This window comes from Bacillus sp. Root131 (assembly GCF_001429475.1).
Classification (GTDB): domain Bacteria; phylum Bacillota; class Bacilli; order Bacillales; family Bacillaceae_G; genus Bacillus_A; species Bacillus_A thuringiensis_S.
The window spans coordinates 223,434-244,520 of record NZ_LMJQ01000012.1 but is presented as its reverse complement, the minus strand read 5'-3'; the positions used below and the strand labels follow the sequence as shown (position 1 = coordinate 244,520).

Below are 21,087 nucleotides of genomic sequence, written 5' to 3'. Positions count from 1 at the left end.
TCGCTTTTTTTATGCTCTTTTTTCTTTCTCGACTATATGGCGCACTTGATAAAATCTATTTGCAAATTCAGTAACGTTTCTTGTTAAACGATAGTTCACTGTAGATCCAATTGCCATTCCAATTACCGGAATACCTTGGAATAATTTACGACGAAGAGCATAAATCGAAAATGTCTTCAAAATTTGTTTTAACACAACTTCAGTAGAAGCTGTTTGCAACACTGCTTCGTCTCCTTCATAAAAGAACGAATCTTCTTGCTCCAGCTCTTGCAATAAATTGTACCATGCGTATTGCTGAAGTCTTCCTGGTAGTAATGACGCATGAAACACCTTTAACGCAAGCATCATTTCATAAGGCTTGTTCACATCATGCCCAAATGATGTTGCAATAAGTTGGACTGCCTTCACATTTAACGCGATCATAACCGGAAAATCTGCCGTTAATAATAATAAACCTCCAGCACCTGTCGCCCCGCCTTGCACAAACGAATATAGACGATGACGTGCTGTTTGCTGCTCTGCTATGTATGTTAACTGATCAATAGATAATGCTTTCAAATCTTCAAGCTGTTCAATCGATTCATCAAATAATCTCGATGTTCCTAAAATCCGATTACGTGCATCTAACTGTGCTTGTGAACTTTGAATAAATGCATGCAAATGAAAGAGCCATCCATCTGCTTTCGTGAAGAATTCTTTTCGCTTTTTCTCAGGTAATTTCGCAACTGTAGTATGTAACCATTTATCAAACACTTTTTGAAAATCGGTCGCTTCTTGCTCAACTAATTGCGCTTCCCATTCTTTTATATTGTCTAAAATGGCTTGTTCTCGCTTCGATCGCATCGTAACAACCACCTCGTTCGATTTTTTTCTATTGTAACATATTTCTGCTTATTCTTTACAAATATGCTTGTATATCTCTTTTTATATACCCTTTATGAGTGACATAAAATAATAGCAAAAAGGATGAGATGCTTCACATGAATCTATCCAATCTAAAACAAAATTATAACGCAGAATTCAGCTTAGGAAAAAACTGCTGGCCTACTTGGGCATTATATCAATTAGAATTATCACCATTTTTTGGCGTTATTGATTTTATGCTAAGTCCTTCATTAGCGAAAGTAAATTTATTATTCCAAAATCGATTTGACCGCTTTTTAAATTAAGAAAATTTATCCTTCATCTCATTTTGGGATGATGATGCAAAATTAAGATGAAGGGACAACCTTTATGAAATTGACTCCTGTCATGACTTTAAAACAGATGTAAACACACCAACTACTTGGCCTTCTTATACAGAAATTAAGTTAAACTACGAACATCGAACTAATCGTTTTCTAACTACAATTGAAACGGCAGAATCCATATTATTTATTCGAACTGGAGGAACATACGAAGAAGCATGTTCCCTAGAACAAATTTCATCTCAAATAATTACACATACATTCTCTGTCCTGTTACTAATTCCTGCCGATATACCAACTATCACTCAAGAAGATTGGGGATTACAACATACTTGCGTTATGAAATGCCCGATTATGGATGTATACCAATACAATGAAGCATTTTGGAAAGACTTATTTGATGGAATTACAGTTAGACCGCACACTTAAATACAGAATACTTTTATCACACCATACATTATAATCTTCCTTATACAAAACAAATAAAGAGTGATTCTATTATGTATCCACGTGCAAAAGCTTTCGGTCTTGCTGTACATCAAGATCGCCTTCTCGTACAAGAATATTATACAGAAGGCGAAACATATTATCGTCCTCTTGGCGGTTCCATTGAACTTGGTGAAAAATCAGCACATACTGTTATTCGGGAGTTTAAAGAAGAGCTTCATACGGAGATAGAAATCACCAATTATTTAGGTTGCTTAGAAAATGTCTTTCATCTAGATGGGGGCATTGGTCATGAAATCATTCAACTATATTCTTTGCGTTTATTAGACACCTCACTATATGAAATGGAAATATTAAATATACAAGATGAGCAAGCAGTAACGTATGCGAAATGGATTCCTATTAAGGCATTCATTCAGAAAGAAAAAATATTATATCCGGATGGAATTTTAAAATACATCCAAAAGAAAAAAGACGAAATCCTATAGGATCTCGTCTTTCTTTTTATATATTAACCAATATCTCCAAGACGTAGTACGTCACGAGCAATCATAACTTCTTCGTCAGTTGGAATTACGATAATTTTTACTGGAGAGTGTGGGAAGCTGATGAATGCTTCTTCACCGAATACGTTATTACGTTTTACATCGAAGTATACGCCCATGTACTCAAGGCCTTCTAATACGCGCTCACGAATAATCGCACTGTTTTCACCTACACCAGCTGTAAAGATGATTGCGTCTACACCTTTCATACGAGCTGTGTAAGAACCGATGTATTTGTGGATACGACTTACGAATACATCAAGTGCTACTTTCGCACGGTGGTCGCCTTCTTCTTCTTTCGCAATGATGTCACGTAGGTCACTAGAGTAACCAGTAAGACCTAACATACCACTCTTCTTGTTTAATACGTTAACTACTTCTTCTACTGTTTGGCCTGTTTTTTCCATGATGTATGGAATTAACGCAGGGTCAAGGTTACCAGAACGTGTACCCATTGTTACACCAGCAAGTGGAGTGAAGCCCATAGAAGTATCGATAGATTTACCGCCTTCTACTGCTGCGATACTTGCACCGTTACCTAAGTGACAAGAAAGTAAGCTTAAGCTTTCAATTGGACGACCTAATAATTCAGCCGCACGCTCAGTTACATATTTATGAGAAGTTCCGTGGAAACCGTATTTACGGATGCCGAATTTTTCATAGTACTCATATGGTAAGCTGTATAGGAATGCAGATTCCGGCATTGTTTGGTGGAATGCTGTATCGAATACTGCTACTGCTGGTACGTTTGGTAATACTTCTCGGAATGCTTTAATACCAACAACGTTTGCTGGGTTATGAAGTGGTGCTAAATCGCTTAATTCTTCGATATCAGCTAATACTTCATCAGTAATTAAAACAGAGTCAGCAAATTTTTCGCCGCCGTGAACAACACGGTGACCGATACCGCCAATCTCATCTAGAGATTTAACGATTCCGTTTTCAGTTAATTTTTTAAGAAGCATATTAACTGCTACTGCGTGATCTGGGATGTTTGTAATTTCTTTTTGTTTTTCGCCATCTACAGTAATAGTGAAGATACTATCTTCTAAACCGATACGTTCTACTAAACCTTTTGTTAATACTGTTTCACTTGGCATTTCAAATAATTGGAATTTTAAGGAAGAGCTTCCTGCGTTAATCGCGATGATTTTTGACATCTAGTCTTTCGCCCCTTTTTCTCTTGGTAGTTGTGTGGATGTTTCCACAAACCGCTCGATTTTATCTAATCAAATTTACTAAATATGAAAACGTTTCATCATTAGCAAATTTTATACTCACGATTTTAATTTAAACATCGTCCGACATATATTTCAAGTGAAAAAATTGTAACACCAAGAAAAAATATATATTACAGATTTCAAAAAAATTCAGTTAAATCTAGTATATATTTAAAAATATGACATATTATATAAAACTGTACTACATGAATCACTAACTCTGTTACATATACCCAGCTTTATTTATGTGTTGCAAACCAAGTATTTAATTGATCCATAATGTTCTCCATCGCCTTCATGTTAGAGAATTTAGGCAACTCCACTAATAACGCCTGTTTTGGCATTGTTACATTAGAGCCTTTCTTTTGGAGAACAAATATACTTTTTGCATTTTTCTCGTTTTTAAACATGGAAACAGGAAGCTGTAATAACCCTTGAATAAAGCATGTTTCTTTAATAAATGCATGTAATTTTGGTGCCTGATCACTTTCAAAAATGAAGTTTGGTACTAAGAAGAATAAGTACCCGCCCTCTTTCGTATGTTTCACACTTTGTTCAATAAATAAGTGATGAGCATACGACATTCCTTCATCTGCTTTTAATTTATATTCACTGGCACCGATTTCGTTTGGATAGTAACCAATCGGTAAGTCTGAAACGACTGCATCAACTGGATCGATATAAAGTGGTGCTAGTCCATCTTGATGGAAGAATTCGATTGCATGCTTCTGTAAATTTGCATTTACTAAAGCAAGTTTAATTAGCACTTCATCCACTTCTACACCAAATCCACTCATTGTTAGTCCTTCTTTGGCGCTATTAAACACTGTAGTCATTAAATTTCCTGTTCCAATTGCAGGATCTAAAACTGTAATTTCGTTTTGACCTTGCATAAATTTATGGAATAAGTAACTCATGAACATCCCAACTGCATCAGGCGTCATTTCATGATTCGCTTGTACGCCTTCTTTCATTCCTTTTAAGATGGCTAACTGAAATGCTTTACGAATTTCTTCACCTTTATATGTTTCTTCATTAAACGTACTATATTCACGATTCAGCCTTTCAATTGCTGATTCGGATAATTCCTCTTGTAAAATCGCTCCCTCAAACAAGTTATCACCTGTTTCTACAAGCGCCTCTAAATATGTCACATCTAATTCTTTACGTAAAACTACCGCAGAAGAATCAAAAATAGAAAATAATGTTTCCACTGTCTGACTCACGTACATTCCTCCTTCTCTCTTTTACACATAACTTATATCATACCACAAAGTGATTTTTTCCAAAAAGAAAAAGCGACCTCCTGTAAAGAGCTCCCTCTCAAGTTATATATGATATAACGTTTTTTCTCATATATCGGCACCGTTACGTAGCGATATATGAGAAAAAACGACCTCTTTATAAGAGGTCATTTCCTTCACATTACTTTGCAGATTTAGCTGCTTCTAATGCTGCTTCATAGTTTGGATGGCTTGTACCTTCGCCTACGTATTCTACGTAAACTACTTTGTCATTGCTATCTACTACGAATACTGCACGAGCAAGTAAACGAAGTTCTTTCATTACTAAGCCGTAAGCTTCACCGAATGAAAGGTCACGGTGGTCAGAAAGTGTTACAACATTTTCTAAACCGTTTGCTGCACACCAGCGTTTTTGAGCGAATGGTAAATCAGCGCTAATTGTTAATACTTTTGCGTTTTCAATACCTGCTGCATCTTGGTTAAAACGACGTGTTTGTGCATCACACACACCTGTGTCGATTGAAGGTACAACACTAATTAATTTTACTTCGCCTTTGTATGTTTCTAAACTTACTGGAGATAAGTCGTTTGCTAATACTTGGAAGTTTGGCGCTTGATCGCCAACTTTAACTTCTGTTCCAACTAAAGTCATTGGATTACCTTTAAAAGTTACGTTTGCCACTTGAAAATCCTCCCTTATTTAAACAAAATATGTACAATGTAAATGATAGTTTGTCCCTATCGATAATGCAAATAAAATCGCTTTATTTACAAAAAAATAAAAGAAGCTAACCTATTGATTAGCTTCTTTATTCGTTAAATTTGAAATTCAGGATCATCTTCTTTTCGTTTATCCATCATTTCTTTCACTTTATCAACAGCTTGTGGCGCTAATTCAATTATTTTATCGATGACGTGTGTTTGTTTATCTAAGTGCAATACTTTCACACCATCTCCATTTATAACAAGAAAGGCAACAGGATTAATAGAAACTCCTCCACCACTTCCCCCGCCAAATGGATGACGGCCTGAATGTTCTACTCTACCAAATTCACTTCCACCAGCAGCAAATCCGAAACTTACTTTCGAAACAGTAAGAATTACACTTCCATCTGCCGCTTTAATTGGGTCACCAACAATTGTATTTACATCAATCATTTGTTTTAAATGCTGCATTGCTGTTGTCATTAAACCTTGAATTGGATGGTCCATTCTATATCCCCCCTATGCTTGAACAGATTTTTCTGTCATACCAGATTTTTGCTGCCTCATAAATATGAGCAATTTCATCGCTGTTTTTATAGTGCGGAATATACGAAAAGATGCTGTTAACTCGCATCTTGATGCAAATCCCTTCCCTTGAAAAACAGGAGTAATTTCAAATTCTGGTACATCGACAATATGCATATATTGTCCGACAACTCCAGCAGCCATACCTTTTGTCCCCCATGCATATCCAGTGACAATTCCAGTACTAGCTGCGTCGCCTGCTCCAATTTGCGTATGCCATTTCCAACCATTGATTTTCACTCGTTTGAGAAAATCTTTAACGATAGTATGAACTTTTTGAAGCCTTTTTATCAGTTCCCCAATACTGTCAAGTTGCGCCATAATTTTATTATCTAGTCCGCCGTCCTCTTCAGCTTTTTCGATTTTCTGTCCTGTCTTTTTCTGCTGTTTTTCAATTCTTTCCAACACATCAAATGTATATCGAATCATCCATATTTTCACTTGAAATAAACATTGCTTTTCCATTTCTGAATATAAAAATGTCACCTTAAGCGATATTTTCGACAATAGTATAAGCAAAATAAAAAGGAGAAGAATTATTATTCCAATTACGAGCCACTTCATACGTATCATCCTTTCACTCCATACCCATTATCGACAAGTTTATTCATCGTTAAACAGAGTTTTATAAGATTGAATATAAAAATTTTTCTAAAAATAAAAAGGTATTTTGACAATTTATATCGAAATATATTATTTGAACATATCATCAGGGAACGGACTCTAATGATATGCAGCACGAAAAACAGAAAATTTAACTGCAGTGGAGGGATACATAATGGCAGATCGTCGCAATTTATTTTTCTTTTATGGTGATGACAAAGCAACGCTCGTTGAAAAAATGAAACCAATCTATCGTATTTTAGAAGAGAATGGATTTACCATATTAGATCATCCAAAAAATGCAAACGCTATCGTCAGTGTTGGAGATGATGCAACCTTCTTACAAGCCGTTCGTAAAACTGGTTTTAGAGAAGATTGCTTATACGCAGGGATTTCTACGAAAGATGAAACTTCGTTCTACTGCGATTTTCACATTGATCACATTGATACAGCCCTTCAAGAAATTACAAAAAATGAAATTGAAGTGCGCAAATATCCAACAATTCAGGTAGATGTAGATCATGGTACATCTTTCTATTGTTTAAATGAGTTCTCATTACGTTCTAGCATTATTAAAACATTCGTTGTAGATGTTCACGTTGATGATTTATACTTCGAAACATTTAGAGGGGACGGTTTAGTAGTTTCTACCCCAACAGGAAGTACAGCTTACAATAAATCATTGCATGGTGCAGTTGTTGACCCACTTATTCCATGTTTCCAAGTAAGCGAACTAGCATCTTTAAACAACAACACTTACCGTACGCTCGGTTCACCGTTCATTTTAAATCACGAACGTACATTAACTTTAAAACTAAGACCAGACGGTAACGATTATCCTGTTATCGGCATGGATAACGAAGCGCTTAGCATTAAACAAGTGGAAAAAGCTGTTGTACGCTTAAGCGATAAACAAATTAAAACAGTTAAATTAAAAAACAACTCTTTCTGGGAAAAAGTACAAAGAACGTTTTTATAGAATTAAAACAACCGCAGAATTATGGAATTCCATAATTCTGCGGTTGTTTATTTCTCTAACTATTAGTTGCTATTTTTGTCGGTAAGTCGATATATTTCAATAATCGCTCATATATTTTTACATACCTTTTCTATAGACAACTTGGCCATCTATTACGGTCATTTCTGCTTGTACTTCTTTCATTTCTTCTGCCTCAATTTCAAAAATATTACGGTCTAATATCGTAAAGTCTGCTTCATATCCTTTTATAATTTGCCCTCGCTTCGCTTCTTTTCCGATTGCATAGGCACTTCCTGTTGTAAATAGAGAAACAGCCTCATATACCGTTAATCTTTCCTCAGGCATATAGCATACATCGTCAATAAAACTTCTACGTGTAACAGCGCTATATATGCCTAAAAATGGATTCACTTGTTCAATTGGTGCGTCAGACCCACCGTTGCAGCGTAATCCTGCTTCCAGTAACGTCTTCCAAGCGTATGCATAACGAAGACGACGCTCGCCTAGTTTTTCAATGACTGACGGGAAATCTGAGGAAAGAAAGACCGGCTGTATATCGATAATAGCCGACAAGTTTTTCATTCTTTCAATCAACTCTTCACGAGCAAGCTGACAATGAATAATACGGTCACGTAACCCTTTTGCTGGTGGATATAATTCGAGTGCATTAATGACATATTCAAGCGATAAGTCACCGATAGTATGAATCGCAACTGGCATATGTAAGTCTCGTGCTTTCTTCACTAATTCTGCAAGTTCTTCACGTGAGAAAATTGCAACCCCATTCGTTTCCTTCGCATCTTCATACGGTTCACTTAATAATGCTGTTCTTCCGCCAAAAGAACCGTCAGAAAAAATTTTCATTGCCCCAAATTCAATATAATGTTCATTTTCATATTCTTTTCGTTCTTGTGCTACTTCATGATGAACGAGCAAATGTGCTTTAAATGGCATTTCTTTTATAACGTGAGAAAACGCATTATGCGTTTTTCTAAAGCCACCATAGTAATTTAAATCTTCCGTATGCCCGCCAACAAGTCCATATTGCCAACAATCTTTAATCGCTGTTTGCAGAGCTCTTTGTAAATAAGCTTCATCAATTTCTGGCTGAACGTGTTTAATTAATTCTTGCCCTTGTTCATATAAAAGTCCTGTTAACTTATTTGATGAATCCCTGCCAATTTTCCCGCCTTTTGGATTTTGCGTCGCTTCTGTTATGTTCGCTTCTTGCAATATGTATGAATTCACCCATGTAACGTGACGACAAACTCGCTTTAATAAAATGGGATGTTCTTTCGAAATTTCATCTAAATCACGCGCATGAACATCTTTCGTATCTGTAAAGTTATTTTCATTCCATCCTTCTCCAATAACCCAAGATCCCTTTGGTGCTTCTTCCACTCGCTTCTGAACAAGAGTAAGCACTTCACCATAAGATGTACAATTTGATAAATCTAGACGGAGTAATCTCTCCCCATGCCCAATAAGATGCATATGGCTATCAACGAGACCCGGAATCATTGTTTTTCCTTTTAGGTCCTGCAACTTAACGTTTGAATATCTACTTTCTAATTCTTCCTTACTCCCAGCATCAACGATTATGCCATTTTCAACATAAATAGCTTCTACTTTTTCATTCTTTTCTCGCATTGTGTAAATGGTGCCGCCATACCAAATTTCTCTCATATATCCCATCTCCTTTATTTTATTGTATAAAAAAAAGCACCATTTCAAAACATGGTGCTTTTCTAAAAATTACTTTTGTTCAGTAGTAGACGTTGTAACTTGCCATTCAATATTAAATTTATCTTTTACTTGTCCGTATGCTGGGCTCCAGAATGTTTCTTGAAGTGGCATGATAACCTCTCCACCTTCTTGTAACTTATCGAATACTTCTTTTGCTTTTTCTGCATTACTAATTTGAATTGCGATTGTTACTTGAGATCCGATTGCATGCCCTTGACCTGGGAATGTATCAGAAATCATAAGATCCGTATTACCAACTTTTAAAGTAGCGTGTAAAACGCGCTCTTTCGCTTCAGCTGGAATCGGGTATTCTGGATTTTCAGGCATGTCACCAAAAGTTTGCATGACTTCTACTTTTGCATCTAAAACCTCTTTATAAAACTGTACAGCTTCTTGCCCACTACCATCTAAAACTAAGTACGGATTAATACCTAAAATCATACGGACACCTCTTTTTTAAGTTTATAAAATCGAACTTGTGTTCGTTTTTATATTATCATTGTTTTGCATTTCATTCAACTATTTACTTCACTGTTTTCAAAATTATTTTGACGGAATCTCCATCTCTTGTTTTCTAAGTTCAATACGGCGAATTTTTCCAGAAATCGTTTTTGGTAGTTCATCTACAAATTCAATTTTGCGAGGGTATTTATATGGTGCAGTGAGTTCTTTGACGTGTTGTTGGAGTGTTGGAATTAATGTTTCTTCGTTCTTTTCTATATTCTCTCTTAATACGATAAATGCCTTCACGACACTTCCGCGAATTTCATCAGGACTTGCGACAACCGCACATTCTCTTACGTAAGGATGTTTTACAAGCGCATCCTCTACTTCAAACGGCCCGATTGTATAACCAGAGCTAATAATGATATCATCACCACGCCCTTCAAACCAGAAGTAGCCATCTTCATCTTTCTTCGCTTTATCACCTGTAATATAATAATCACCGCGGAATTGCATCGCTGTACGCTCATCGTCTTTATAATATTGTTTAAAGAGTGCCGGCGTTTCAATGTGAACTGCAATATCACCAACTTCGCCTACTTTAACTGGAATACCTTCCTCATTTACGATATCGACGTGGTTACCTGGCGTTGGTTTCCCCATTGATCCTGGTCTAATATCCATCCCTTTCATTACACCAACAAGTAGTGTATTTTCCGTTTGCCCATAGCCGTCTCTTACTGTAATATCAAAGTGCTTTTGGAACGTTCCAATAACTTCTCTATTTAACGGCTCACCTGCGGATACAGCGCTATGTAACGCCTCTAAATTGTACTGGCTTAAATCTTCTACCTTTGCCATTAATCTATACTCAGTCGGTGTACAACAAAGCACATTCACCTTATTATCGTCTAATAAATTTAAATACGTTTTCGGTTCAAACTTGCCGTTGTACACAAATCCTGTTGCCCCTGAACCGAGAGTTGCTAAAAACGGGCTCCAAATCCACTTTTGCCACCCTGGACTAGCCGTTGCCCATACAACATCATTCTCTTCAATTCCGAGCCAATTCGGGGCGCTTGTACGTAAATGAGCGTATGCCCACGCGTGAGTATGAACGACACCTTTCGGGTTTCCTGTCGTCCCTGACGTGTAAGATAAAAAGACCATATCTTCTTTATCTGTTTTCGCCATTTCTAACATGTCACTTTCTGTTTCTAATGCTGTTTTTAAATTGATCCATCCGTCTACTGACTGCTCGCTCAGGACGAATTTTTGAAGAGATTCCATTGCTTCTATATCATCAAACTGTCCAATGTACGGCTCATAGCTTACTATCGCTTTTACTTCGCCATGTCCAATTCGATATTCGATATCTTTTTTACGCAACATTTCCGAACTTGGAATTACGACAAATCCTGCTTTAATCGCAGCGATATACGTCATGTACGCTTCAATTAAACGCGGCATCATAATAAGGAGCTTGTCCCCTTTTTGTAAGCCACTTTTTATAAAAGCGTTTCCAATTTTATTTGCACCTTGCATTAATTCAAAATATGTAACTTCTCGTCTATTCCCTTTATCATCTTGCCAAATTAAAGCAAGCTTCTCTTTATCGTCTGTATATTTCTCTATTTCTGAAACTAAATTATAAGATGGTGGTGCCAACAATTCCTCTCTCTTCATAAACATCCTCCTTTTTCTTTATGCCTCCCTTATATAATAAATAATTTTCAGTAAATTTTGAACCCTCTTCTTTTGACAATTTTTTTATGCTTTTGTCGAAATGAATTTATACTAATATGAACAACAAAAAGAAAGAGCGAGAGAACCCGCTCTTTCTAAGCCATCATATGGGATTATTTTTGGTAACCGCCTAATTGTTGCTCAGCTAGTGAAACTAGACGTTTAGTGATTTCACCACCAACAGAACCGTTAGCGCGAGCTGTTGCATCAGCTCCAAGTTGAACACCAAACTCTTGAGCGATTTCGTATTTCATTTGGTCTAATGCTGATTCAGCACCAGGAACCGCTAATTTATTTGTGCTACGTGACATGTTGTATCACCTCCTTGTGAGTATAGAGTGTGATAAACAACATGACTTCATACACGTTTTAGATATGGTAATTTATGGTTTTAGAAAAGTTCTTCAAATTTTTCTTCTTCCGCCACTACTTCAACCGTTTGTAATACCATTGTTTCTTTGTTCGCTACAGCTTCTTCGATTAACGGTGTGAAATCGTATTTCGCTTCAAATCGATTTGCTTTTTCACGCTTCGGCTTCGTCGCCGGGCTAGCTGGTGTGAATACTGTACAGCAATCTTCGTATGGACGAATTGAAATATCATACGTGCCGATTTCTTCAGCAATTTTAATAATTTCTAATTTATCCATCGTAATAAGCGGACGAATAACTGGGTAGTTTGTTACTTCGTTAATCGTATGCATGCTATCTAATGTTTGGCTTGCTACTTGTCCAAGACTTTCACCAGTCGTAATTGCAAGTGCGTTACGCTCCTCAGCAATCTGCTCTGTAATACGCATCATCATACGGCGCATAACCGTCATTGAATAGCTAGATGGGATTTCTTTATTAATCGTTTTTTGCACTTCTGTAAACGGAACAAGGTGCAGCGTTACACGTTTACAGTATTTCGTTAACCCTTGTGCTAAATCGATTACTTTTTGTTTTGCACGCTCACTTGTGAAAGGTGGGCTATGGAAGTGAACTGCTTCCACAGATACGCCGCGTTTCATCGTTAAGTACGCTGCTACCGGGCTATCAATACCACCAGAAAGAAGTACCATTACTTTTCCACCAACGCCAACTGGTAAACCGCCAGCTCCCATGTGCTCACCACACATAATATAACTATAACCACTGCGAATTTCTATACGTACATTCACATCTGGATTATGAACATCTACTGTTATATCCTCTGTATTTTCTAAAATGTGCCCACCGATTTCTGGAAGTAACTCCATCGTCTTCATTGGGAAGCGCTTATCAGAACGATGCACTGTAATTTTAAATGTTTTCACATCATCTTTTACTTGTAAGAAAGCTGCTAATGCACCTTTTTTAATGTCTTCTAATTCTGATGGTACTTTCATCGCTAAGTTAAACTTATGAATACCAAATACGTCTTTCAATCTTTCAGAGATTGCCTCATGATCTTCACCGTTTAACTGGATGTACATACGGTCATGCGTTGCATCAATTTTAATGTTTGGGAACTTTTTCAGTTTGAACTTCACGTTATCTTTTAATGTGCTTACAAATTTAGAACGGTTCTTACCTTTTGTCGTCATTTCTCCGTAACGCACTAAAATATATTCATATGTCATCATATTTCTTTACCTCATCACTTCATATAATTTTGGCATTGTCTCTTTTACAATACCTTCAAATTGTTTTACTTCTTCCATCGTGTTATCTGGTGCCAAACTAATACGAATAGCGCTTGCAGCTGCTGCATGCGGCACTCCCATCGACACTAACACTCTGCTTACTTCATTTGCTTTTGAAGAACAAGCTGATTTCGTTGACACATATACACCGTGTTCTTCTAAAGCATGAACGACTACTTCTGGTTTTAAACCAACAAATGATACATTTAAAATGTGCGGTGCTGCATATGCAAGCGATGTATTAATCGTCACATCTTCCATCTCTTTAAAGAAGCTGACAAGCTCCGCTTGTAAACCTTGCAAATGAGCTACCTTTTCTTTCACTTGTTCCATTGTCATGCGAAGTGCTTTCACCATCGCCACAATGCCAGGTAAATTCTCTGTACCAGAGCGATACTTAAGCTCTTGTTGACCACCTGATAAAATCGGATCTAATCTTACGCCATCACGTATATAAAGAAGACCCGTTCCTTTTACACTGTGGAATTTATGTCCAGATATTGAGCAAAGATCAATATGAGAAGCATATAAATCAAGCGGTACTTTTCCTATCCCTTGTACATGATCTACATGGAATCTTATTTTCGGATGATTCGATAATAAAGTTCCAATTTCAGCAACGGGCTGAATTGCTCCAGTTTCGTTGTTCACATGAATAATTGATACAAGAATCGTGTCTTCACGAATTGCTCGTTTTACATCCTCTACCGATACAACACCGTGCTCGTTAACCGGTAAATATGTTACATCAAATCCGAGTTCTTCTAATTGCTTATATGCCTCAAACACAGACGCGTGTTCAATATTTGTTGTAATGATATGTTTGCCGCGCGAACGATTCCTCATTGCTATCCCTTTAATCGCAAGGTTGTTTCCTTCCGTTCCACCTGATGTGAAAATAATTTCAGAAGGTTTAACGTGAAGAAGCTGCGCTGCAATCGTTCTTGATTGTGTTAATAGACGCTCTGCCTCTCCTCCAAGCGAATGAATAGAAGAAGGATTACCAAAATATTTCCCAGCAACCGTCACGTACGATTGAAGGGCTTCTGGATATGGCTTCGTCGTCGCACTATTATCAAAATAGATCATGGTTCTTCCCCTTTCAGCGCTATCACATCATATAATCATATCATAAATACGTGTCATTACGCTAAGACTACGCAAAGGTTCCGTTTTATCCCGATTAGTGAATAATAATAATTAGTGAGATCCCCCCCCCACTGATTACAGTTTCACTTTATTTTGAAACGAATAACCTTACTGTATTCCGCTATTCATTATAGCAACATCGTCTGCAAAATTACACAAAAAAACAAACCCTTTTATGAAAGGGTTTGTTCATTGTCTACATATTCAGCTATTTTTTGAACAACACCAGGTTCAAGTTGCTCTAGTACAGAAGCTGCTTGTTCTAAAGCTGCATCGTATTGATATTCACGGAATAATTTCTCCGCATAATTTAAGCTTTCTGCAAGGCTTTCATCATGACTGCGGTAACGGTTACCGTATTGAATTAATTTTTCAACTAAATACGCTTGTCCAATTAACTCTTCTGTCATTTCAGCTACACCGTTCACAGTTGTGTATGCTTCTTCTAAACTGCTATTTACAGCGTTCATATTTAACGGCTTCACTTCTAATTGTTCATATACAGCTTGCATTGCCATTTGCCCTCTTTTTAAATCTTCCATAATACTCTCTGGAAGACCTGGCAAATTCGACTTTTGCATAAAGCGTTTCGTTTCGAAAATAGTATTTCGCATTTCTTGTAACTTCTCACGCGCTTCAAACTCTTCTTTACGCATCGTTTGCAGCATCTCTTTATATTCTGCATGAAGTATTTTTAACGTTTCACATTGCTCATAAACCTCTTCTAGTTCCTCACGAATAATAGAGAAGGCAATATCTTGTTCAGCAACGCGTAATTGTAGCATTTCAAAACGTTTCGTTAAAATGTGCATTTGCTTTTCAATTACTTTTTGAGATTCAATATCCTTATCTTGCAATTGATAGCTTTGTTTCACAAGTTGTGTTTCTGTTTTCGTTTCAATCGTTTCGATACGTATTTCTTCTAAGTCTTCATAAACAGAAAGTGTTTTTTGCTCCACATAATGTCTCGCATGCACCTCTTGCTCAAGTTGATCATAGAAACCATCTAAACGAGTTTTTAAGTCTTCCACTTTTTCAGCCGCTTCGGTTATATGAAGCTCCTGTATATCCATTAAACATGTGTTTAGTTGTGTCGTCATATCACGAACTTCTTTAGGGACTTCCAAATACTCTAATACATAACCTTGTCTTACCATATCATTATGACCCTGTAATAAATCTTCCAGTTGAACTGGTAGCGTCGCTTGACACTCTACTAATAAATCTGGAATTTGGTGAATAATGATTTCTAAACCAGCTAAACCTTCTTCTAAACTAATAACAATTTCTCTCGCTTTTAAGTAGTCACCATTATCTGTTGCTTCTTCAAAACTTTTAAATTTATTAGATTCAGCGTCTAGCATCTCTTCGATTTTCTGCTCTGCTGCCCCATACATATGTCTATGAGCAAGAACACTCTTTTTCATACTACGATATGTATCACGTAACCCTTCAATTTCCGAGCTATTTTTCTCATGGCTTTCTAACAATTGCTGTAATTCATTTAAAACACCTGTAATACGATTATCAGCGTCATCTAAACCACTTATGGATTCGTTCATCGCATGCTTTGCTTTTCGGAAGGAGAATTGCGAGGCGAATTTTCGCGCTTGCGCTAAATCTTTGTCAGCTTTCGGAAGGGTTGTTGATACAATTTCATCCCATTCTTCACGCCATTTACCAAACAGTTCTTCTGTTTGACCCGTCATGTTTAAATCTTTTACCCGTTTTAGTTCATCTGCCACAGGTTTATCTTTTATCTCTTGTTTCCACTGCTCCAGTGCTTCAATATCTTTATATGAACGATTTCTTATCACAAGCTCTATCATGAGCAGCACTAGAATAGAGCTTACTACAATGATAACGATCGTCAGGATAGAATCCATGCAAAAAAGCCTCCTAGTTATATCTCTTTTTTTGTCCGTTCCGTTTATGAAATGGAAGGCATTATGTATAAAAAGGGAATTCCCCTATATTTAACAACTAACAATGTACTAATCATACCATGTAATGGCTTGTTTTTGACCTAGTTTTTTTTAAAATTTCATGTTTCTTTCAATGCGATTGTAATCTTTCTCAATATTCCGCCTACCTCACTACCTATCCTCAAATGATTGTAATAACAAACAATCTTTCGTATGAGATACGAAATAAATTTTCCGAATGAGTGGTGGTTCAACAGAAATTCCATGTACATTTCCCTGCCTTACAGACTGCTCTACTGCCCTTTCTGGAAGTAAAGTAATGCCAAGGCCAGCTTTTACCATTGCAAGCATCGGTTCTGCGTAAGATGTTTCCACAGCTATAGTTGGTTTTACACCTATCTCATGAAACATGTTCATAATCATTTTCCTTACATCGCATATTTCTGGATATACAATTAATTTTTCATTTTGCAGCTCTTCTATTTGAATGACTTTCTTCTCTTTATACGGATGATTATTTGAAATGACACAAACAATTTTCTCTTGTTGCACTTCTTTTATATACGTAGCACCTTCTACTACTGAATCGATGAACATCGCGTCGATCTCCCGCGCTTTAAATAAATCTCTTAATACTTCCGTATGTCCGATTTGCCACTCTACTTCGAGCTCATCACCTAATACATCTTTACACTCTAATATGTAATGCTCTGCTAAACTCGGTAGTATACCAATTGAAAACTTTCGGTTCTCTTGATACCCCCTCATTTCTGTTTTCACTTCATTTATTTGTTCCAAAATCGGTAGCATTCTTTTTATAAATAACTCTCCTGCCTCCGTTAACTCCACTCCTTGCGCAGAACGCTTAAGTAAAGTAACCTCTAAATCCGCTTCTAACTTTCGAATTTGCTTACTAAGCGCTGGTTGAGATATATGTAAAATTTTACTTGCCTTTGATAAACTTCGCGTATGCTTCACTTTGATAAACGATCGTACTGCCTCCAAATCCATCGTACACACCTCTAACAAAAAGTTATAACCGTTATAAGAAATCGATATTTCCTCCTATAAACAATTACTCTTTATACTTATTTCATCAACTTACTATAACGAAATGCAAAGGGGAAAGATACTCTTGAACAAAAAACAAATGCTACTCGGATCCTTTCTATGCTTACTCGCCGTCACTGCCTGGGGATTTATGTTTCCTGTAATGGCAAATGCTCTGCAATTTATCGATCCGTTCTTCTTCACAACGATTCGCTATGGATCAGCAGCTATTATTTTTCTTATTTTGCTATTAATTACTGAAGGGAAGACTTCACTCCGCTTAGAAAAAAGAACACTTTCTCTGTTCTTTTACGGGACAGTCGGTTTCGCAGGATATGGTTTTCTCGTTTTCTACGGACAACAACTTGCTGGACCTTCCGGAGCAATTCATGCAGCTATGATTCAGTCTCTTATGCCACTGATCGCCTTATCACTGCAATGGGTAACGAAAAATCGTCGCCCACAAAACTACACATTTCTTTGTATGTTCGTTGCATTACTTGGTGTGATGCTTGTCATTTCAAAAGGAAATATTCACTTATTATTTGGAGCTGCAAGCCACTTATCGACAAACATATTAATGCTATGCGGCGTTACTTGCTGGGTCATTTATACAAACGGAGGTGCTCGTTTTCAATCCTGGTCACCACTTAGGTACACGACATTAACTTGTTTATTTGGCTCCATTTCACTCATCGTTATTGTTACTTTCTTAACGTACACAAATATAGTTACTATGCCGTCACTGCGTAAAGTTGTGAGCGTTCGTTTTGAGCTCTTTTATATGTCGATTATCGCAGGAGTTATCGCTGTATTTTGCTGGAATATGGGAAATCGCTATATTTCATCTATTAACGGCATATTATTTATGAATTTAGTTCCTATTCTTGCACTGATCGGTTCTATCTTTCGAGGTTATACAGTCGATAAAATTGAAATCGCTGGAGCAACGTTAACAATTATCGCGCTATTATGTAACAATTTATGGCAAAGAAAAATAAACATAAAACTCCCCACCTCAGTTCGTTAGGTGGGGATTCTTCACATATGAACAGCTCTTGGCCATTCATGGTACATATTCGCTTTACATAATGCTTGTTCCATCCATTGCTCAATCTCTTTCGTGTACATTTCTATGAAAAATGTCTCAGACGGGAAAGAATGCAGTACTTCTGATATATATTGTGGATATAAAAACGGCATATTTATCATGCCTTTTAATTGCGTCATAAACATTGTAAATGATACTTTCTGAAATTCTTGTTTTATTTGTCCTTGCCTAATAATTTGCTCTATATAATATCTTTCTTTAGAAAAATAAACGGTCATCACTTCACGAATTAATGTCGTATCAAGCGAAAGCTCTCGGTAGAAGAAACGTGTTAGTTCTCTATTTTCAAATTGATATCGTAACATCCCACGCACCATTTGCACCATCACATCTTTAGTCGACAAATACTCTCTCTGTTCAAACGAAATTTCAATCACATGAATATACCCTTCTAAAAAATCAGTAATAAGCTGTTCTAATAAACCTTGCTTCCCAGCAAAATAATATGAAATATTCGCTACATTCACATCCGCTCGCTTTGCAATGTCTCGCACCGACGTTCCATCATAACCTTTCGTATTAAACAACGATATTGCCGCATCAATTACTTTTTGTTTCGTCTGCTTCATGCGCTCACTTCCTCTCAATGAACAGCTATAGTTTAAATTTCTTGACTTTTAAGACAAATTCCTTTAATTTTCTATCGACAAAGTCATGTGAAATACATCGTATTTTGCTAATATTTTACACATCTCGATAAAAAAGGAGCTGTTTCCATGTTTACTAAAGAAAGTTATGCAGGATCTCGCGTGCAGCAATATGAGACAGTAATTAAACAACTGGATGCGTTATTAACTGGCGAATCAAACGTAGTCGCAAACTTATCAAATGCGTCCGCATTATTAAACCAATTTTTAGATCGCGTTAATTGGGTTGGCTTTTATGTAACAGAAGGAAATCAGCTTGTCCTTGGACCGTTCCAAGGAATGCCTGCTTGCGTACGCATTCCATTTGGACGAGGCGTTTGCGGCGTAGCAGCTGAAACGAAAACAACTCAGCTTGTAGCGGACGTTCACCAATTCCCAGGTCACATCGCTTGCGATAGTGCTTCTAATTCGGAAATCGTTGTACCGATTGTGAAAGAAGGAGCTGTCATTGGTGTACTTGACATTGATAGTCCTGAAAAAAATCGTTTTGATGAAGTAGATCAGCGCTATTTAGAAAAGTTTGTGGAGACACTCCTAAAACATATGTAAAAAGAAAAGAGCAAGTTATCGACTTAGTACGTCCTGTACAAAACCGATAGCTCACTCTTTTTTTATTGATTAACAGTAGATATTTTCTTTAATGCCTGCTCTAAATCAGAAACGATATCCTCCCACGATTCTAAACCGACCGATAAGCGTATTAAATTATCGAAAATGCCCATTTCTTTTCTTAGTTCAGCCGGAATTGCAGCGTGCGTCATCGTTGCTGGATGCTGAATTAATGTTTCTGTATCGCCTAAACTTACCGCAATTGTAATAAAGTGAAGATCATTAATAAACGCTTGAGTCTCTTCTTTTCCGCCTTTTACTGAAAAAGAAATAACACCGCCCCCGCGTTTCATTTGACGAGATGCTAACTCCCCTTCTGGATACCAAACATCTTCTACCACATCATGTTTTCTTAAGAACGATACAATTTTTTCTGCATTATCACAATGACGATCCATTCTTACTGCTAACGTCTTTAACCCGCGTAATAATAACCACGCATCAAACGGCGCCATAATACCGCCGATATCTTTTCGCATCGGGCGAATCTTTTCAGCTAACGCTTTCGTTTTACAAATCGTTACACCCGCTACAACGTCACCATGGCCACCAATATATTTTGTCGCACTATGCACAACAGCGTCACAGCCAAGCTCAAGCGGTCTTTGTAAATAAGGCGAACAAAACGTATTATCAACAATGACAAGTAAGCCATTTTGCTTCGCAACCTGAATCACTTGTTTTAAATCGATTAATTTCATTGTTGGATTAATCGGTGTTTCAACGAAAATAAGCTTTGTATTCGAACGAATTTTATTTTCAATATTAGCCTCTGTCTCCATCTCACAAAACGAATGCGTAATCATAAATTTTTCTTCTAACACTTCTAAAAAACCGTACGTACACCCATATAATCCGTTTGAACAAATAATATGATCTCCAGCCTTTAAAAAACCAATTAAAGTTGCTGAAATAGCTGCCATACCAGATCCGAAGGCAAGTGCCTCTTCTCCTCCTTCTAACACCGCCATACGTTCTTCAAATAATTTCACAGTTGGATTTCCAAGCCGTGAGTAAATATAAGATGGATCCACTCCCGCAAAACTCGCCTCTCCTTGCTGCGCAGTCTCAAATGTAAATGTAGAAGTTTGAAATAAAGGTGGTGTTAAACTTCCTTTATGTTCCTCAGGTGTATAACCGTGATGAATTAACGCTGTCTCCATATGCTTCTTTTTCATAAAAACATCCCCTTTATGTTTTTATCCCGCATATTCACCAATAAAAACTGATGAACGTTTTTACTACATTTTATGTAAGCGTTTTATTTGTGTTTCTATCTCTTCTTTTATATTGTTTTAAATTCCTTCTTATATTAATTTCCAAAATTTATATGCATAAAACAAAAACGTACTCGCTTGACGAAACTCTGGGTAAAAGATATAATAGCGTTTGTGTAAAATAAAAAGGCAGCCTTGTAATGTGAGTTTATCGTTTGTATTTTGTTCCTCTACGGAGGTGTATCTCGTAACTCCCTGCTGC

Annotated in this window: 20 protein-coding genes and 1 pseudogene; 5 read left to right on the top strand and 16 right to left on the bottom strand. The window is 36.9% G+C overall.

Translation table 11 applies throughout. The features are described from left to right. Window positions 1-9 precede the first annotated feature (9 nt). Window positions 10-843 (bottom strand): EcsC family protein, encoded by an 834-nt coding sequence (locus tag ASE54_RS22160; protein WP_001256853.1) that lies wholly within the window; start codon window positions 841-843, stop codon window positions 10-12. A 137-nt stretch (window positions 844-980) separates the two neighbouring features. Here ASE54_RS22160 and ASE54_RS35905 point away from each other — a divergent pair. Continuing rightward, window positions 981-1,616 (top strand): annotated as a pseudogene (locus tag ASE54_RS35905) (DUF1796 family putative cysteine peptidase). Between the two features lie 71 nt (window positions 1,617-1,687). Continuing rightward, window positions 1,688-2,122 (top strand): NUDIX hydrolase, encoded by a 435-nt coding sequence (locus ASE54_RS22150; RefSeq protein ID WP_000283505.1) that lies wholly within the window; start codon window positions 1,688-1,690, stop codon window positions 2,120-2,122. Window positions 2,123-2,145: 23 nt separating this feature from the next. On the opposite strand, the gene ackA is transcribed toward ASE54_RS22150, so the two are convergent. The 5 genes from ackA to ASE54_RS22125 form a co-directional block, all read right to left on the bottom strand. Beyond that, entirely contained in the window at window positions 2,146-3,339 is a 1,194-nt protein-coding gene (gene ackA, locus ASE54_RS22145; protein ID WP_000034583.1) for an acetate kinase, read from the bottom strand. 299 nt (window positions 3,340-3,638) lie between these two features. Continuing rightward, a complete protein-coding gene (locus tag ASE54_RS22140) occupies window positions 3,639-4,625 on the bottom strand; it encodes a class I SAM-dependent methyltransferase (protein WP_000084365.1) in 987 nt (328 codons plus the stop codon). A 199-nt stretch (window positions 4,626-4,824) separates the two neighbouring features. Next, entirely contained in the window at window positions 4,825-5,325 is a 501-nt protein-coding gene (gene tpx / locus ASE54_RS22135) for a thiol peroxidase (RefSeq protein ID WP_000024527.1), read from the bottom strand. 134 nt (window positions 5,326-5,459) lie between these two features. Then, entirely contained in the window at window positions 5,460-5,855 is a 396-nt protein-coding gene (gene ytfJ, locus ASE54_RS22130; RefSeq protein WP_000349998.1) for a GerW family sporulation protein, read from the bottom strand. A 12-nt stretch (window positions 5,856-5,867) separates the two neighbouring features. Next, the gene (locus tag ASE54_RS22125; protein ID WP_000620652.1) at window positions 5,868-6,506 is read right to left on the bottom strand and encodes a DUF2953 domain-containing protein; all 639 of its coding nucleotides are present in this window, start codon (window positions 6,504-6,506) and stop codon (window positions 5,868-5,870) included. A 205-nt stretch (window positions 6,507-6,711) separates the two neighbouring features. Between ASE54_RS22125 and ASE54_RS22120 the strand changes: the two genes are divergently transcribed. Further along, entirely contained in the window at window positions 6,712-7,515 is an 804-nt protein-coding gene (locus ASE54_RS22120) for an NAD kinase (protein ID WP_000785183.1), read from the top strand. Between the two features lie 117 nt (window positions 7,516-7,632). Here ASE54_RS22120 and ASE54_RS22115 read toward each other — a convergent pair whose 3' ends face one another. The 8 genes from ASE54_RS22115 to ASE54_RS22080 all read right to left on the bottom strand — a co-directional run bounded on the left by ASE54_RS22115 (window position 7,633) and on the right by ASE54_RS22080 (window position 17,202). After that, window positions 7,633-9,201 carry an amidohydrolase gene (locus tag ASE54_RS22115; protein ID WP_001207088.1) on the bottom strand — a complete coding sequence of 523 codons (1,569 nt, stop codon included), beginning with the start codon at window positions 9,199-9,201 and terminating at the stop codon, window positions 7,633-7,635. A gap of 69 nt (window positions 9,202-9,270) precedes the next feature. Next, window positions 9,271-9,702, bottom strand: a complete 432-nt coding sequence (locus ASE54_RS22110) for a VOC family protein (RefSeq protein WP_000600368.1) — start codon at window positions 9,700-9,702, stop codon at window positions 9,271-9,273. A gap of 102 nt (window positions 9,703-9,804) precedes the next feature. Further along, window positions 9,805-11,391: an acyl--CoA ligase gene (locus tag ASE54_RS22105; protein WP_000817728.1), complete on the bottom strand. Its 1,587-nt coding sequence runs from the start codon at window positions 11,389-11,391 to the stop codon at window positions 9,805-9,807. A 173-nt stretch (window positions 11,392-11,564) separates the two neighbouring features. Next, entirely contained in the window at window positions 11,565-11,762 is a 198-nt protein-coding gene (locus tag ASE54_RS22100) for an alpha/beta-type small acid-soluble spore protein (protein WP_000091640.1), read from the bottom strand. An 80-nt stretch (window positions 11,763-11,842) separates the two neighbouring features. After that, window positions 11,843-13,057 carry a tRNA uracil 4-sulfurtransferase ThiI gene (gene thiI, locus ASE54_RS22095; protein WP_000989272.1) on the bottom strand — a complete coding sequence of 405 codons (1,215 nt, stop codon included), beginning with the start codon at window positions 13,055-13,057 and terminating at the stop codon, window positions 11,843-11,845. Between the two features lie 6 nt (window positions 13,058-13,063). After that, on the bottom strand, window positions 13,064-14,206 hold the full coding sequence (locus ASE54_RS22090) for a cysteine desulfurase family protein (RefSeq protein WP_000638973.1): 1,143 nt from the start codon (window positions 14,204-14,206) through the stop codon (window positions 13,064-13,066). A 233-nt stretch (window positions 14,207-14,439) separates the two neighbouring features. Beyond that, window positions 14,440-16,152, bottom strand: a complete 1,713-nt coding sequence (gene ezrA / locus ASE54_RS22085; RefSeq protein ID WP_000377314.1) for a septation ring formation regulator EzrA — start codon at window positions 16,150-16,152, stop codon at window positions 14,440-14,442. A gap of 210 nt (window positions 16,153-16,362) precedes the next feature. Next, window positions 16,363-17,202, bottom strand: coding sequence for a LysR family transcriptional regulator (locus ASE54_RS22080; RefSeq protein ID WP_000362573.1), 840 nt, complete (start codon window positions 17,200-17,202; stop codon window positions 16,363-16,365). A gap of 124 nt (window positions 17,203-17,326) precedes the next feature. On the opposite strand from ASE54_RS22080, the gene ASE54_RS22075 reads away from it, so the two are divergent. Continuing rightward, window positions 17,327-18,271, top strand: a complete 945-nt coding sequence (locus ASE54_RS22075; RefSeq protein WP_001036055.1) for a DMT family transporter — start codon at window positions 17,327-17,329, stop codon at window positions 18,269-18,271. Between the two features lie 11 nt (window positions 18,272-18,282). Here ASE54_RS22075 and refZ read toward each other — a convergent pair whose 3' ends face one another. Next, window positions 18,283-18,921, bottom strand: coding sequence for a forespore capture DNA-binding protein RefZ (gene refZ / locus ASE54_RS22070; RefSeq protein ID WP_000814915.1), 639 nt, complete (start codon window positions 18,919-18,921; stop codon window positions 18,283-18,285). Window positions 18,922-19,068: 147 nt separating this feature from the next. Here refZ and ASE54_RS22065 point away from each other — a divergent pair, with 147 nt between their 5' ends. Beyond that, window positions 19,069-19,548, top strand: a complete 480-nt coding sequence (locus tag ASE54_RS22065) for a GAF domain-containing protein (RefSeq protein WP_000494340.1) — start codon at window positions 19,069-19,071, stop codon at window positions 19,546-19,548. Between the two features lie 62 nt (window positions 19,549-19,610). On the opposite strand, the gene megL is transcribed toward ASE54_RS22065, so the two are convergent. Then, entirely contained in the window at window positions 19,611-20,786 is a 1,176-nt protein-coding gene (megL, locus tag ASE54_RS22060) for a methionine gamma-lyase (RefSeq protein WP_000726575.1), read from the bottom strand. Between the last annotated feature and the right edge of the window lie 301 nt (window positions 20,787-21,087).